The following is a 14,847-nucleotide window of genomic DNA, read 5'->3' as shown; positions in this document are numbered from 1 at the left end:
ATTTCCGTCTCAGAAGTACGTCTCTGCTGGGTCCAATTTCGATAGGGGCCGTGGCGTGGCCGATTCAATCGGTACCAGTTATTATATCCGTCTCGTTACTGAGTGCTAATTGAGCCCGTTGTACATGTGCCCCAAACCGCAGCCCAGAGATAGGCAGTTGTATAGCGTCTCGAAGAGTCCTCGTGAGTCGGTGTCGAGTCTGACCGACGGAATCGAACCAATGAACGTCGTATCGATACAACTCATCGTCTCCCATGCCATCTGAGGAACTGTCTGGGTCCCTCGAAGGTGTCATCTCGTGGTTCGACCTCGGTGAGTACGAGATAGCCGCGTATCTGGCAGTCCTACAGCATGGTGAGCTGACAGCCTCGGAAATCGCCAGGCGTACCGACGTTCCACAGCCCCGCGTCTACGACACCGTCCGGAGCCTTGGGGAGGTAGGACTTGTCGAGATCGAGGAATCACGACCGATGAAAGTGCTCGCCATCGACCCTCGGGAGGCGTTCGAGGATATCCAGCGTTCGCTCGATGACGTAGTCGAGGACCTCTCCACACAGTACACTACGCCAGCCAGAGGGCCGGAGGCAGTCTCGCTCGTCAAGTCCAGACCCAGTATCCTCCGCTATCTGGAGGACGTCATCGACGCCGCCGAGTACGAACTCATGCTCTCACTGACGCCGTCGTTGCTGGAGCGCTTCGAGAGCACCCTCCGACGCCGGCAGGAATCGGGTATCGCCACCCAGATTCTGCTGTCACCGGCTGCGGACGCTCCCGACCCCGATGCGTTCGACTACGAGGGTGTCGCAAGTACCGTCAAGGGCCGCCGTGGTATTACGACCCCGGTGGTGGCTGTCGCCGACGGGGCCTACTCGATGTTCGCCACACGGGAATCCATCGGTGGCGATTCCGGCCGCTACGGCGTCATCTTCAACCGTTCCGAATTGGGCTTTCTGGTCTCGGCCTTCCTCAATACCGTCCTCTGGACGACGGCGGACGAGATAGCCAGCGACGACTCCGAACTCTCCTTTCCGCGCCAGTACGGTACCATCCGGCGGTGTATTTCGGACCTCGAGACGCTGGATGGGACGTTTTACGCGACAATCGACGGTCGGGACGTCGAGACCGGCGACAGTTGGGTCCTTCAGGGCCGGGTCGACGAGGTCGCCTCCGGGTCGAACCAGGAAGTTGCGACGTTGGTCGTCGCGACCGACGATGGTCTAGTTGACGTCGGCGGTCAGGTCGCAGCGTACGAGGATATCGAGGCCCACGAAATCAAAATCTATCGAGGAACCCAGCCCACGGTGACGTGATTGCTGCGTGGTCACACGAGTCTGGAGAACGTGAACGACGACTATTTGGGCGGCTTCGTAGCGCGCTCCGGTCCCGTCGCCGGCTCTGACATATCGCTTTCAGGATGAGGTGCTGTCTGACCCGTTTCGCTGTACTCTTGGAAAGGTATCCCCACCTGCCGAATCCGACGGCACAAATTGGGACACCACTATAACCGTCCCATTTAGCGAAAACTATCTCTTCCCTCTCTGTGGCGCCGCCTGTGCAATTTGGGAACGGTACTGGACTGGCCTCTCGTCGTCAGATGGGCTCTAGCGTCCGAAATCGACTCATTCCAGGGCGCACAGATGAGCGCAACTCGGTACCGGCAGTGTCGATGTCGAGACGGTAGTTCGATGTTTTAACGCCGACTAGTGTATAGTGTCCCCGTCTCGGGAATCGGTTCCGGTGGGAGACTAGCGGATACATATCGGGGTCGAGGAGCCACCTGCCTTGCTGGTACGCGTTGTCACGTCCCGTCGTCTTCGCATCAGCAGTCTGGAGTTGACCAGATAGCCGTTGCGCGTAGCAAGTTATTTATCACGTGAGTTGGTAGCGAGTTCCAGATGCCGAGTGTGAGAGTAGCTGGCGTAGGGTTGACGCCGTTCGGGGAACATCCAGACCGGACGACACGTGACCTCTTCGCCGAGGCAGGGATAGAGGCGATGAGTGACGCCGAGGTACGAGCCGATGCCGTCGATGCGGTCTACTTCGGCAACTTCGTCGGTGAACTGGCGGATGGACAGGGCCACCACGGCCCCCTCGTCGCGGAGAGTCTGGGCGTGTCGGCGCCGGCGACCAGATTCGAGAGCGCCTGCGCCTCCAGCGGCGTCGCCGTGCGCCACGCGGTGCGAGCCGTCGAGTGTGGGGACGCCGACGTGGTGGTCGTCGGGGGTGCCGAGCGGATGACCCACGTCGGCACCGACGAGGCGACAGCGATGCTCGCGACGGCGGCCGATGCAATCCACGAGGTCAGCGCCGGGGTGACCTTTCCAGGGGCCTACGCGCTCATGGCCGACGCCTACTTCGAAACCTACGGCGGGTCGCGACGCGACCTCGCGCACGTCGCGGTGAAGAACCACGGACACGCCCTGGAGAACGAGTACGCACAGTTCCAGTTCGAGGTGAGCGTCGACGACGTGCTGGAAGCGCCGACGGTAGCGTCGCCGCTCGGACTGCTCGACGCCTGTCCAGTGACCGACGGGGCCAGTGCGCTCGTCCTCGTCAGCGACGAGTACGCCCGCGACGCGGACGTCGAGGCGGCGGTCGAGGTGACTGGCTCCGGACAGGCGAGCGATACCCTCGCCCTGCAGGATCGAGAGACACTGAGCCGGACGCCGGCGACCGAACGCGCCGCGGCCGAAGCGTACCGGGACGCCGGTATCGAAGCGGCCGACATCGACCTCGTCGAAGTACACGACTGTTTCACCTGTGCGGAGGTGTTCGCCCTGGAGGCTCTGGGGCTGTACGACCCCGGCGAGGCCATCACCGCCGCTCGAGAGGGCGAGACCTGGCGGGACGGCCAGTTGCCGGTGAACTGCTCGGGCGGGCTCAAGGCGAAGGGCCACCCCGTGGGAGCCACCGGCGCAAGTCAGGTCGTGGAGATGACGCGGCTCCTCCGTGGGGACCACCCGAACAGCGACTACGTCTCCGAGGCCTCGACAGGGGTCACACACAGCGCCGGTGGCACTGTCGCCAGCACCACCGTCCACGTCCTGGAGGTGGCCCGATGAGCGAGCGCGAGACCGCATCGCGGACCCACGACGAATTTTGCAGGGCCATCGAGACGGGCGACCCGTTCTATCTCGCCTGTCCCGACGGCCACGGGTCGGTGCCGCCCCGTCGCGTCTGTCCCGAGTGTGGCGCCCAGTCGCTGACCGTCGAAGCGCTTCCGGAGACCGGCCGGGTGCAGGCCGCGACGGTCGTTCACGTCGCCACGTCGGCGTTCGCGGACAGCGCGCCCTACGTCACCGCTATCGCCGACTTCGGCCCGGTCAGTCTGACGGGCGTCGTCGCGGAGACGGACCCTGAGGCTGTCGAGCACGGGACGGACGTGACCCTCGCCATCCAGCGGACCGACGAGCGCAAGCGTCCCACGCTCGTCTTCGAGCCGCGATAGGCGTTCAGTCAGAGCTGTCTCCGGGCCGCTGGAGCTAGCTTCAAGTACGTCGGCTTCGTCCGTCCCAGCCATGCAACGCGAAGTACTGGGCGAGAGCCCGACAGTCGCACAGTCGGCGTTCGTCTCGGAGATGGCGTATCTGGTCGGTGACGTCCGGGTGGGCGAGCGGTCGAGTTGCTGGCCGTTCGTCTGTCTCCGGGGCGACCGCGAGGCGGTCGTCGTCGGCGACGAGACGAACGTCCAGGAGTTCTCGATGCTCCACGGGGCGACACTGGGCGACGGCGTCACCGTGGGACACAACGTCGTCATCGACTACGCGACAGTCGAGGACGGCGCGCTCGTCGGGATGTCGAGTACGCTCCAGCAGGGGGCCCACGTCGAGTCGGGCAGTATCGTCGCCCCTGGCTGTGTCGTCACCGAGGACCAGACCGTCCCCGCGGGTCACGTGGCCTACGGCGTCCCGGCGTCGACACAGCCGCTCGACGAGGCCCAGCAGGCTGAAATCGAGCGCGTCCACGAGCTCTACGTCGACCACACCGCGACCTACAAAGCGGCCGGGCTGGAGTAGGTCGGGCCGCTCCGGGGAGAAGAATTAAGCGCCTCTCCGTCCACATCTGTGTCTGTAGGTCCATGGCCAGTGAGACACTTACAGACATAGACGAGATAGTCCACGAACCGACCCAGTCGGCCGTCGAGTCGACCAACGTCTGGGCGTTCATGCAGGCACACGATATAGACGACTACGACGAACTCATCGAGCGCACGACGACCGACATCGAGGGCGTCGAAGCGAGCGGCGTCGACTGGTTCTGGGACGAACTCGTCGACTACCTCGACATCGAGTTCTACGAGGACTACGACACCGTCCGGGAGACCGAGACGCGTGGCGTCACGCGGGCCGACGGGACCACGGTCGAGTACGACGGCCCGCAGTTTACCGACTGGTACGCAGGTGGCAGCATCAACCTCGCCCACAACGTCCTGGATAAGCACGCAGCGGTCGACAGCGACCGGCGGAACTCGGTGGCCTGTCTCTGGGAAGGCGAGGACGGGACGACGCGGGACGTCACGTACCACGAACTCCACCGGCAATCGAACAAGGTCGCCAACGCACTCGACGCTCGCGGCATCGAGCAGGGCGACACCGTCGCCCTGTACATGCCGATGGTGCCGGAAGTCGTCTCGATTCTCTACGGCTGTTTCAAGGTGGGTGCCATCGCAGTCCCCGTCTTCTCGGGCTTTGGCGTCGACGCGACGGCGACGCGACTCGAGGACTCCGAGAGCAGCGTCGTCTTCACCGCCGACGGCTTCTATCGCCGGGGCAGCGAGGTCACGCTCAAGGACACGCTCGACGAGGCCATCGACCAGGCCGCGACCGACGTCAGGTCGGCGGTTGTCTACGAACGCACCGGAACCGACGTGCCCTGGACCGAAGGCCGCGACGAGACGTGGGACGAGGCTGTCGAGACACAGCGTGACGAGTTCGAGACGGTCGAACTCGACGCCAGTGACCCGTCGATGTTGCTGTACTCCTCGGGGACGACCGGCAAGCCAAAGGGGATCGTCCACACGCACGCCGGCGTGCAACTGCAGTGTGCGAAGGAGCTGTACTTCGGCTTCGACGTCAAACCCGGCGACCGCTTTTTCTGGGTCAGCGACATCGGCTGGATGATGGGCCCGTGGACGCTCATCGGCAACCACACGTTCGGTGGGACCATCTTCATGTACGAGGGCGCGCCGGACCACCCGGAACCCGACCGGTTCTGGGAGATGATAGACCGTCACGGACTCACCCACTTTGGCATCTCGCCGACGGCGATTCGCGCGCTCCGAAAGCAGGGCGACCACTGGGTCGAAGAGCACGACCTCTCCTCGCTTCGCATCCTCGGGTCGACCGGCGAGCCGTGGGACCCCGAGAGCTGGCAGTGGTTCTACGAGCAGGTGGGCGGGGGCGACTGTCCTATCATCAACATTTCTGGCGGCACCGAGATCTGTGGCTGCTTCCTCATGCCGATGCCGACCCAGCCGCTCAAACCCTGCTCGCTCGGCGGGCCCGGGCTGGGCATGGACATCGACATCGTCGACGGCGACGGCGACTCCATCGCCGACACCAACGAACGCGGCTATCTCGTGGCACGGGACTCCTGTCCGTCGATGACGCGGTCGCTCTGGAGCGGTGACGAGCGCTACGTCGAGGAGTACTGGTCGACGTGGGACGACGTCTGGGACCACGGTGACTGGGCCCAGAAGGACGCAGACGGGTTCTGGTTCCTGCACGGCCGGGCCGACGACGCGCTGAACATCGCCGGGCGGAAGGTCGGCCCCGCGGAGGTGGAAGGGGCAGCCATGGACCACGACGGCATCAATCAGGCCGCCGCCGTGGGCGTCCCCGACGACACCACCGGGACGGCAGTCGCGCTCTACGTCGTCACCGAGGACGGCGTCGAAGAGAGCGACGACCTGCGCGGCGAGGTGCGGGAACTGGTCGGCGAGGAACTCGGGAAACCGTTCCGCCCGCGCGAGGTCCGCTTCGTCGACGAGTTCCCGGTCACCCAGTCCGGGAAGATCGTCCGCCGCGCCATCCAGGCCCGCCACACCGGCGAGGACATCGGTGACCTCTCCAGCGTCGAGAACCCGGGCGCGCTCGACGCCATCGACGCCGCGCGGTAGTCGGCTACGGGGGGTCGCGTCGCTGCTGGTCGGTCTCTTCTCGGCACGGCCAAAACGAAGAATGAGTGCCCGTAGTCCGGCCGACGCCAGTCCGGGCAGGTAGTGGCTGGGGTCTGATTTGGTGGGATGGTGCCCTCAGTGCACGATTGTCACTGGGCAGTCCGCGCTCAGCGTGACCTCCTGTGCGGTCGACCCGAAGATGGCCTTCCCCGTCGGTGAGCGCCTGCGGCCGCCGACGACGACCTGGTCGATGTCGTGGTCGTCGAGGTAGTCGATTATCTCGCCGGACGGTGACCCGTCGACGATAACGGTCGTGATGTCGCCGTCGCGGTCGATATCCGCAAGGAGCTCCTCGAAGAGCGCCTCGGCGTCCTTCTGGGCCTTGGCGTACCAGCCTTCGGCCTGTTTCCGCCCGCCTCGTTCCGGGTCCGTGATCGACTCGCTGTACTCGATGACGTGCAGCAAGACGAGTTCGTCTTCGGAATGGACCTCGCTGGCGTGGGCGAGTGCCGCGCTCGCCTGTGGCGACCCGTCGACTGGAATCAGTATCCGTCGTGGCATACGTATCACTCAGACCGTTCTGCGTAGGGTGTGATATCGGCCTCCTCGATGCGTCGCTCGAAGCGCTCGCGTCGGGCCTGGCGTTCGTCCTCGGCCATCCGGTCGGCGGTCCATATCTCCCCGCTGGTCACCTGGTGGACCTCGACGTCGGAGACGGCGGGCAGTTCGCCCACGCGCTCGCAGATCTCGTCGTCGATGTCGAGGAAGTAGGTGCACCGCTGGGAGGTCAACAGGAGGTGGACGGTGACCGTCTTCGAGGCCTCGTCCCACTCGATGTCGTCGACGAGCCCGAGGTCGACGATGCTGACGGGATGCTCGCTCATACAGCTGCAGGGGTCGAGCACCGCTTCGAGTTCGGCCTTCACCTCGGTTTTGACCTCGTTCTGGAACTCCGTGGTCGGCAGGACGTGGTCGGTGGCTTCGGTGCTCATACGTACTTCACACGCTCCTTCGAGGCCCCCTCGGTCGGCTCCTCGTAGGTCGACCACGGCGCCGCGGGATACTCACCGCGCTCTTTCAGCTCCTGGATCTTCTGGTCCCACTTGTCGCCCTCGATGTCTTTCTTGACCTGTTCTGGGTCCTTGCCCATCAGGCGGAGCTTGTTCTTGCCCAGTATCTTCTCCTTGTCTTCCTGGGTGACTTCGGGGTAGTCCTCGCCGGCCCGAAGGTCTTCGGGCATCTCGAAGTCCCAGATGGCGTCGATGGGTGGCTGGGGGTGCAGCGCCGTCGCGCCACTGGAGAAGACGATGCGGTCAGGACCGGCCCAGTACAGCATCTCGCCGAGGCTGCGGGCGAACTTCTTGGGCCGACTGCAGGCCATGTGGGCCGTGTTCTCGATGTTCGCGTAGACGTTGTCGTGACTGGCCATCGCGAAGACGGTCTCCTCGAGGAACGAGAAGCCGGCGTGGATGACCTCGAAGTTGAGTTCGGGGAAGGCAAGCGCCGCTTCCTCGACGTCGTCGATACGGAAGTACTTGGTCGGCGCCGTCGCGAACGGGATGAACTTGTGGATGCCGACGGTCCCGATGTCGAGGTCCGCGGCCTTCTCCAGGACCGGCCGGACCGTATCCTCGTTCAGCTGCAACGAGAGGTCGCGGCCGTTCTGGTAGCGCGACGGGTACAGCTTGATGCCGTCGACGTCCTTCTTCTTCGCGTAGTACTCGACCTGCTCGACGGCGTCGTCTTCGAGCGGATTGATGTCCACGATCATCCCCATCCGGTTGGGGTTGCGGTCGCGCAGCTCGAACCCTTTCTCACGGGAGACGTAGCCGTCTTTGAAGTAGTCATCGAGCGGGAGCGAGTGATACACCGAGTAGTCGATCTGGCTCTCCAGGAAGAGCAGCCGTTCGAGCTCTTCGGGCTGGTGGTCCCGGTAGAATATCTCTTCCGGAAACACGTACTCTTCGGGCATCAACTGCTCGCCGAGTTCGTACGTCTCGTCGTCCCACCGCTGGGCGTGCGGGTGGAGGTGATTGTCGTCTGCGTGGTTGAAGCAGTGTGACACTGCGTCTACAACCAGCTCGCCGTTCTCTAGCATACAGGTTATTCTTCAAATCTATGGCTATTAAACGTTCGGAATATACAGGGGGGTTCGTCGTCCCCGGTGACTGCCGCCGGCCGGCGCTATCAGTTCGAGATGTCGAGACAGACGTTCTTGATCTGCGTGTAGTTGTGGATGGCCTGGGTGCCGTTCTCACGGCCGACGCCGCTGTCCTTGAAGCCGCCGAAGGGCGTCTCGTTGCCGCCGGCGAACCACTCGTTGACGTATATCTGGCCGGCGTCGACGTCCCGGGCAAACCGGTGGGCCCGCCCCATGTCGGTGGTGATGACGCCCGCGACCAGTCCGTAGTCAACGTCGTTGGCTCGCCCGATGGCCTCGGCCTCGTCGGCGAACGTGCTCACGGTCAGCACCGGCCCGAAGACCTCCTCCTGGCAAATCCGGGCGTCCTGTGGGACGTCCACGAACACCGTCGGTTCGACGTAGTAGCCGTCGCGGTCCAGGACGTTGCCGCCGGTCACCGGGTCGCCCAGTTCCGCGCGACCGATGTCGAAGTAGTCGGCGACCTTCTCCATGTGGGAGGCCGAGGCGAGCGGTCCGACGTCGTAGTCGTCGACGCCGGGGCCGATGGTGAGGTCCTCGACGGCGGCTACGAGTTTGTCGACGTAGGCGTCGCTCACGTCCTCGTGGACGACGACGCGCGAGGAGGCCGAACAGACCTGTCCGGTGTTCGTCGCGAAGATGCCCTTGATAGTCTCCTCGACGGCGACGTCGAGGTCGCCGTCCTCGTAGACGACCAGCGGGCTCTTGCCGCCGAGTTCCAGATGCGGTTCGGTCAGGTTGTCGATGGCCGCTTTCCCCACCGCACGCCCCGTGACGGTCGACCCGGTGAAGGTGATTGTCCCGATGTCGGGGTGGCCCGAGAGCGTCGCGCCGGCGGGCTCGCCCTCGCCGGGCACGACGTTGACGGCTGCCTCGGGCACGCCGTTCCCGTGCAGTAGCTTGGTGAGTTCGAGCGCGCCGATGGGTGTCTCCTCGGCCGGCTTGACGACGGCCGCGTTCCCGGCGGCGAGTGCCGGGGCGACGCTGCGCGCGAAGAGATAGGCTGGGACGTTCCACGGGACGATGTGGCCGGTGACGCCCAGCGGCTCCCGAATCGTGTAGTCCACGTGGTCGTCGTCGAGCGGGATGCTCTCACCCTCCACCTTGTCGGCGAGGCCGCCGTAGTACTCGAAGTGGCGGGCACAGCGCTCTATCTGACCGATTGCCTCGGAGATGGGTTTCCCGTTCTCCAGCGTCTCGATGCGGGCGAAGCGCTCTTTCTCCTCGCGGATTGCCCGGGCCACGTCGTTGAGTATCCGACACCGCTTTGCCGGGGTGTAGCCACGCCAGGTCTCGAACCCCTCCTGAGCCACGTCGACCGCCTCGTTCACGTCGCTCTCCGTGGCGGCCGCGACGCTTGTGAGCCGGTCGCCGGTCGCCGGGTCGAAGACGTCGATGGTCTCGCCCGAAGAGGCGTCCCGTTCGCGCCCGTCTATCAGCACGCCGTACTGGTCGGCGATTGCTGTCTGCTGGTCGGTCTGCATTCTATCTACATCACTCCCCCGAACGTGCATAATTCTTTGTGTCGGCCGAGGGCTACAGGTCGGGCCGCTTGCCCGACACAACAGGGGATTCGAACATCAATCCACCCTCCAGAGCGGGTTCGATTGCCGACCAACTGTCAGTATTCATCATAAATGTTTATTCGGGCCGCAAGGAAATCCAGAGACGGAATATGTCAGCACGATTCGACGGTCAGTCAGTTCTAGTGACGGGTGCCGCGTCGGGAAACGGGCGCGCAATCGCCCGCAAGTTCGCCGAGGAAGGCGCCAGTGTCACCGTCAGTGACATCCAGGAAGAGCCACGGATGGGCGGCGACCCGACCCACGAGATCATCGCGGAGATGGGCCAGGCGGTCCAGTTCGTCGAGTGTGACGTCAGCGACCCCGACGACATCCGTGCCGCCGTCGAGGCACACGTCGACGCCTTCGGCTCGCTGGACGTGATGGTCAACAACGCCGGTATCGACCGACAGATGCCGATTCTGGACGCCGAGCCCGACGACTACGACATGCTCATGGACATCAACCTTCGGGGCGTCTACTTCGGCTGTCAGGCCGCGCTCGACGTCATGGCCGACCAAGACGACGGCGGGGCCATCGTCAACATGTCCTCCATCGCGGGGCTCCGAGCTATCGACAACTCGTCGCTGTACTGCACTTCGAAGGGCGGCGTGACGAACCTCACGCGCCAACTCGCGCTCGAACACGGTGAGAACGGAATCCGTGTCAACGCGATCAACCCCGGTGTCATCGAGACCGCGATGACGGTCGAGGACGGCGACACCATCGACGGCCTCCTCGAAGAGACACCACTGGGGCGGGCCGGGCAACCCGAAGAGGTCGCCGACGGCGTCCTGTTCCTGGCCAGCGACGACGCCTCGTTCGTCACGGGCCACAACCTCGTTCTCGACGGCGGCTTCACCGTCTGAGCAGCGCACATTTTTGACCACTGCTATCGACCACGCCAGTGACGTCTCCGCGTGTCGAGTCCGCTACAGCCGGGGATTAAACGAACCGTACGGCGCCACAGAAAGAGCGACCGGAGGCAGGGAACCGGCTTACTTCACGACGTCTATCTTGTCGCGGTCGATAGACAGCGCGACAGCCGCGACCACCACCAGTCCGAGGATGATCTCCTGGACGAAGGAGTCGACGGCGAGCAGGTTCATCCCGTTGTTCAGCACCGCGATGACGAGCACGCCGAGGATGGTCCGGTGTGGACCACCGACCCCGCCGGTCAGTGCCGTCCCGCCCATGACGATAGCGGCGATACTCGGCAGCAGGTTCCCGCTCCCGATGTTGGGTGAGGCCGAGGAGATCCGGAGCGTCAGCAAGACGCCCGCGATACCACAGAGCAGTCCCGACAGCACGAACGGATATATCTTGTACCGGTCGACCTTCGCGCCCGCGAGTTCGACGACACGTTCGTTCTCACCCAGCGCGAAGCAGTACCGCCCGAACTTCGTGCGGAAGGCCAGGACGATGCAGGCGACGTAAATCAGCAGGCCCCAGAGCACGAGGTTGGGGATACCGAGGACGTTCCCGGTAGCGATGGACCGGATAGAATCGTTCCGGAAGGTGATCGTCGACCCACCGGTGATGATTTTTCCGACCCCGGCCATCACTGATAGCGTCCCCAGCGTGACGAGGAAGGATGGGACCTTGAGCTTCGTGAACACCAGGCCGTTGAACAGGCCCGCGAGCATCCCGACGCCGATGGCGATCGGAATCGCCAGCAACCCGAGGTTGTACTCGGCGATGAGGACGACGGTGACGACGCCGGTCAGTAGGACGACGGACTCGACCGAGAGGTCGATACTCTGCTGGAGGATGGGGAAGGTCCCTGCAAGCGCGATTAGCAGCAGGGTCACGGCGTTTTTCGCGACGTTGTCTAGCAGGTTCCCCTCAGTGAGGAAGGTCTCCGTCGTCAGGCTGAAGATGGCCATCAGGCCAAACAGCATGACGAACGGGCCGAGGTCTTGAATCCAGTCCTGGAGGGTGCGCTGCTCACGTTGCTCGGTAATCCACTCGCTGACACTGCTTGTACTCATGATTATATCATCTCCTGAATCAGGTCTTCTTCGGTCGGTTTGTTGCCCGGCGAGGCGTCGAACGGTTCGGCGACAAACTCGCCTTTGGCCATCACGCCGATGCGGTTCGACATCCCGATGACCTCCGGCAGCTCGTCGCCGATGAAGACTATCGAGACGCCCCGGTCGGTCAGCTCCCGGCACAGCCGATACACCTCTTCTTTCGCACCCACGTCGATACCACGCGTGACGTTGTCCATCACGAGGATGGGCGTGTCCTGTGCGAGCCACCTGGCGATGACCACTTTCTGCTGGTTCCCGCCACTGAGCCCGTGGACGAGTGCGTTCGGCCCCGGCGTCTTGATAGCGAGTTCCTCGATGGCGCTCTCGGTCGCCTCCTGTTCGGCCTCGAGGTCGAGCATCGGCATGTTGCCGTTCATATCCCGAATCATCGCGAGCGACGTGTTCACGAGTACCGACTGGTAGAGGAGCAGTCCCTCCGATTTCCGGTCTTTCGGGATGTAGCCGACACCGGCGTCGACCATGTCCGAGACGGACGGGTTCGTGAGCTCAGTTCCATCGACGGCCATCGACCCCTCGGTCATCGCGAGGTCCCCGGCAAGCATGCGACCGAAGCGCTGCTTGCCAGAGCCTTCGACGCCGACGATACCGAATATCTCGCCCTCGCGCAGTGAGAACGACGCCGGGCCCACCACGTCTTCGTGGGCGACGTTGTCGACTTCCATGGTGACCTCGCCCAGCTCTGCGTCTCGGCGCTGGTCGGGGACGCGATAGTACTCGTCGGCCGTCTCCCGCCCGACCATCGACTGCTGCAGCGACTCCGTCGTCGCGTCTTCGACGTGGGTCATGTCGACCCGCTCGCCGTCTTTCAGGACGTAGATACGGTCTGATATCTCCAGCACCTCGTCCAGCTCGTGGGAGACGAAGACGAACGTCGCCCGGTCCCGGAGGTCGTTGACGAGGTCGAAAAGCAGCTCGCGGCCGCTCTCTTCGAGCCCGGCGGTCGGCTCGTCGAGCAGGATGACCGGGTTGTCGGATTTCTGGGAGACGTGGAACGCTTTGGCTATCTCCAGCATCTGGCGCTCGTTGAACGTGTAGTCCCGGACGTAGTCGTTGACGTCGATATCGATACCGAGGTCGTCGACGAACGCCTGTGCTTCCTCCCGCATCGTCTCCATGTCCAGGACGCCGAGGCGCTCTTTCTCGCGGCCGAGATAGAGATTCTCGTAGCCTCGCATCGTCGTGATGACGTCCTGTTCCTGGTGCACCAGGGACACACCGTAGTTGGCCGCTTCACGCGGATTGGTGAACGCGACCGGGTCGCCGTCGACGTAGAGCTGCCCCTCGTCCGCTTCGAGTACCCCAGTGAGGATATTCAACAGCGTGCTTTTACCGGCACCGTTCTCGCCGACGAGGCCGATGACCTCGCCCCGGTTTACCTCCAGCGACACCTCGTCGAGTGCCTGCACGTGTCCGAACGACTTCGAGATGCCCTCGACACGGAAGCTGCTGGTGGTGTCGGGGGTGGAGTCGGGCGCCGTGTCGGCCGTGTTCGCGTGTGTCTCTGATGACATTATGGGCGTTCGGAGTTACTGCAGTGGGTTCGTCTGGAACTGGTCTTCGTAGAGCTGGGTGGTTTCCTCCTGCGTTGCGCTATCGGTGTAGACACCGGGGAGACTGTAGCCCGAGGGCTTGTCCCCGTCTTCCCAGTCGAGGACCTCTCGCATGTCCTCAAGGTTCATCGGCGACATGTCTATCTGTGGGTCCCACGCGTCCTCGCCGGCTTCGACGACGGACATCTTCGTCCAGTCGTAGGGGGTCTCGCCCGAGAAGATAGCATCGTTGTACTCGGCGGCGTCGACGACGGGCAGTCGCTCGATGACGTCCTGCCACTCGCCCGGGTTCTTGGTACAGACCGGTGCGTTGAACGACATCATCTTCTCGGCCGGACTGAGGGTGTGGCCGTTGATGTAGTCGTGACACTTCGCGACGGACCAGCCGGCCTGCCACGGTCCCATCCCGGAGACGGTCCCGAGCATGCGGTCGTTCGCGATGGCCGCCAGGCCCGGTTCGCTGGCGTCGATACCGACCACCGGCACGTCGATGTCGTTCTCCTCGAGGATGGTGAGCCCACCCAGTGCGACGGCGTCGTTCTGACCGAAGAACCCGTCGATGTCGTCACCGAACTCGGACACTTTGTCGCTCATGACACTCCGGGCGTCCGACCGGATGAAGTTGCCCGGCTGGCGCGACCCGGCCATCTCGATGTCGGGGTATTCCTCCAGGGCCAGGTCCACACCCTTGTTTCGCCCGATGTTCGGCGCAGTCCCGCGGTTGCCCTCGATATGGACGAACGTCCCGCTGCCGCCCATGGCCTCGAAGAGCATCTTCGCGCCACTGTAGGCGTGGTTGACGAAGTGTGGCGTGAAGAACGTCACGTACTCCTCGCCGGCGTCCTGGGGGACGAACCAATCGGCGATAGTCACCGCGAGGACACCCGGCGTCCCACTCTGGGCCAGCGTCTCCGCCAGCGTGATTGCGGCTGCGTTGGTGTAGGTCTGCCCGGCGATGAAGTCCGTGTTGTTCGACACCGCCGTGTCGAACTGCTGTTGCTGTGTCGAGACCTCACCGTTGTTGGTCTGGACGTTGGTCTCGTAGCCAAACGCTTCGGCCGCCTCTAAGTAGCCTTTCTCCCAGCTCAGCCAGTAGGAGTTGTTTCGGTTGGCGATCGAGCCCATCGAAGTCAGCGAGTCATCGCCGCTACCGGACGATCCACCACAGCCCGCCAGCGAGGCCATGGCGGCTAGCCCGGCTGTACCGGCGAGTTGATTGATAAACGACCGTCTACTCTCTCGAGACTGCTTGCCCGTCATACACCCTCAATTCAGACAGTTACTATATATATGTTTTGTTCATGCAGAATCACCTGGCCCGATTCAACGGCATCTCTACCTCTCAGCGGCCGGTGCGTATAGCCAGTTGTGACGCCGCCTTCCTGCGTGTTCCGAGGGGAGA

13 protein-coding genes are annotated in these 14,847 nt (G+C 63.8%); 6 read left to right on the top strand and 7 right to left on the bottom strand.

Translation table 11 applies throughout. From position 1 onward, the window contains the following. The first annotated feature begins 254 nt into the window (after positions 1 to 254). The 5 genes from trmB to EGD98_RS20325 all read left to right on the top strand — a co-directional run bounded on the left by trmB (position 255) and on the right by EGD98_RS20325 (position 6,118). Positions 255 to 1,310 carry an HTH-type sugar sensing transcriptional regulator TrmB gene (gene trmB / locus EGD98_RS20345; protein ID WP_220590197.1) on the top strand — a complete coding sequence of 352 codons (1,056 nt, stop codon included), beginning with the start codon at positions 255 to 257 and terminating at the stop codon, positions 1,308 to 1,310. A gap of 585 nt (positions 1,311 to 1,895) precedes the next feature. After that, positions 1,896 to 3,062, top strand: a complete 1,167-nt coding sequence (locus EGD98_RS20340) for a thiolase domain-containing protein (protein ID WP_220590196.1) — start codon at positions 1,896 to 1,898, stop codon at positions 3,060 to 3,062. After that, entirely contained in the window at positions 3,059 to 3,448 is a 390-nt protein-coding gene (locus EGD98_RS20335; protein ID WP_220590195.1) for a Zn-ribbon domain-containing OB-fold protein, read from the top strand. Before EGD98_RS20340 ends, EGD98_RS20335 begins: the two co-directional genes overlap by 4 nt. A gap of 70 nt (positions 3,449 to 3,518) precedes the next feature. Then, positions 3,519 to 4,016 carry a gamma carbonic anhydrase family protein gene (locus EGD98_RS20330; RefSeq protein WP_220590194.1) on the top strand — a complete coding sequence of 166 codons (498 nt, stop codon included), beginning with the start codon at positions 3,519 to 3,521 and terminating at the stop codon, positions 4,014 to 4,016. Positions 4,017 to 4,078: 62 nt separating this feature from the next. Continuing rightward, positions 4,079 to 6,118, top strand: a complete 2,040-nt coding sequence (locus EGD98_RS20325) for an AMP-binding protein (RefSeq protein WP_220590193.1) — start codon at positions 4,079 to 4,081, stop codon at positions 6,116 to 6,118. Between the two features lie 135 nt (positions 6,119 to 6,253). Here the strand turns inward: EGD98_RS20325 and EGD98_RS20320 are convergent, their stop codons facing one another. From EGD98_RS20320 to EGD98_RS20305, 4 genes are all read right to left on the bottom strand, one after another. After that, positions 6,254 to 6,679, bottom strand: a complete 426-nt coding sequence (locus EGD98_RS20320; RefSeq protein WP_220590192.1) for a universal stress protein — start codon at positions 6,677 to 6,679, stop codon at positions 6,254 to 6,256. 5 nt (positions 6,680 to 6,684) lie between these two features. Beyond that, positions 6,685 to 7,110 carry a metal-sulfur cluster assembly factor gene (locus EGD98_RS20315; protein WP_220590191.1) on the bottom strand — a complete coding sequence of 142 codons (426 nt, stop codon included), beginning with the start codon at positions 7,108 to 7,110 and terminating at the stop codon, positions 6,685 to 6,687. After that, the gene (locus tag EGD98_RS20310) at positions 7,107 to 8,216 is read right to left on the bottom strand and encodes an amidohydrolase family protein (RefSeq protein WP_220590190.1); all 1,110 of its coding nucleotides are present in this window, start codon (positions 8,214 to 8,216) and stop codon (positions 7,107 to 7,109) included. The genes EGD98_RS20315 and EGD98_RS20310 overlap by 4 nt, the downstream gene beginning before the upstream one ends. A gap of 89 nt (positions 8,217 to 8,305) precedes the next feature. Continuing rightward, the gene (locus EGD98_RS20305; RefSeq protein ID WP_220590189.1) at positions 8,306 to 9,763 is read right to left on the bottom strand and encodes an aldehyde dehydrogenase family protein; all 1,458 of its coding nucleotides are present in this window, start codon (positions 9,761 to 9,763) and stop codon (positions 8,306 to 8,308) included. 191 nt (positions 9,764 to 9,954) lie between these two features. Between EGD98_RS20305 and EGD98_RS20300 the strand changes: the two genes are divergently transcribed. Continuing rightward, the gene (locus EGD98_RS20300) at positions 9,955 to 10,710 is read left to right on the top strand and encodes an SDR family NAD(P)-dependent oxidoreductase (protein ID WP_220590188.1); all 756 of its coding nucleotides are present in this window, start codon (positions 9,955 to 9,957) and stop codon (positions 10,708 to 10,710) included. A gap of 129 nt (positions 10,711 to 10,839) precedes the next feature. Here EGD98_RS20300 and EGD98_RS20295 read toward each other — a convergent pair whose 3' ends face one another. The 3 genes from EGD98_RS20295 to EGD98_RS20285 form a co-directional block, all read right to left on the bottom strand. Then, on the bottom strand, positions 10,840 to 11,742 hold the full coding sequence (locus EGD98_RS20295; protein WP_425433359.1) for an ABC transporter permease: 903 nt from the start codon (positions 11,740 to 11,742) through the stop codon (positions 10,840 to 10,842). Positions 11,743 to 11,834: 92 nt separating this feature from the next. Next, the gene (locus EGD98_RS20290) at positions 11,835 to 13,406 is read right to left on the bottom strand and encodes a sugar ABC transporter ATP-binding protein (protein WP_220590186.1); all 1,572 of its coding nucleotides are present in this window, start codon (positions 13,404 to 13,406) and stop codon (positions 11,835 to 11,837) included. 15 nt (positions 13,407 to 13,421) lie between these two features. Next, a complete protein-coding gene (locus EGD98_RS20285) occupies positions 13,422 to 14,705 on the bottom strand; it encodes a sugar ABC transporter substrate-binding protein (RefSeq protein WP_220590185.1) in 1,284 nt (427 codons plus the stop codon). Positions 14,706 to 14,847: the final 142 nt, after the last annotated feature.

Source organism: Haloarcula salinisoli, from assembly GCF_019599405.1.
In the GTDB taxonomy this organism is placed as follows: Archaea; Halobacteriota; Halobacteria; order Halobacteriales; family Haloarculaceae; genus Haloarcula; species Haloarcula salinisoli.
Note: the sequence above shows the minus strand (reverse complement) of the source record. Positions and strands in the feature narration are given on the sequence as shown.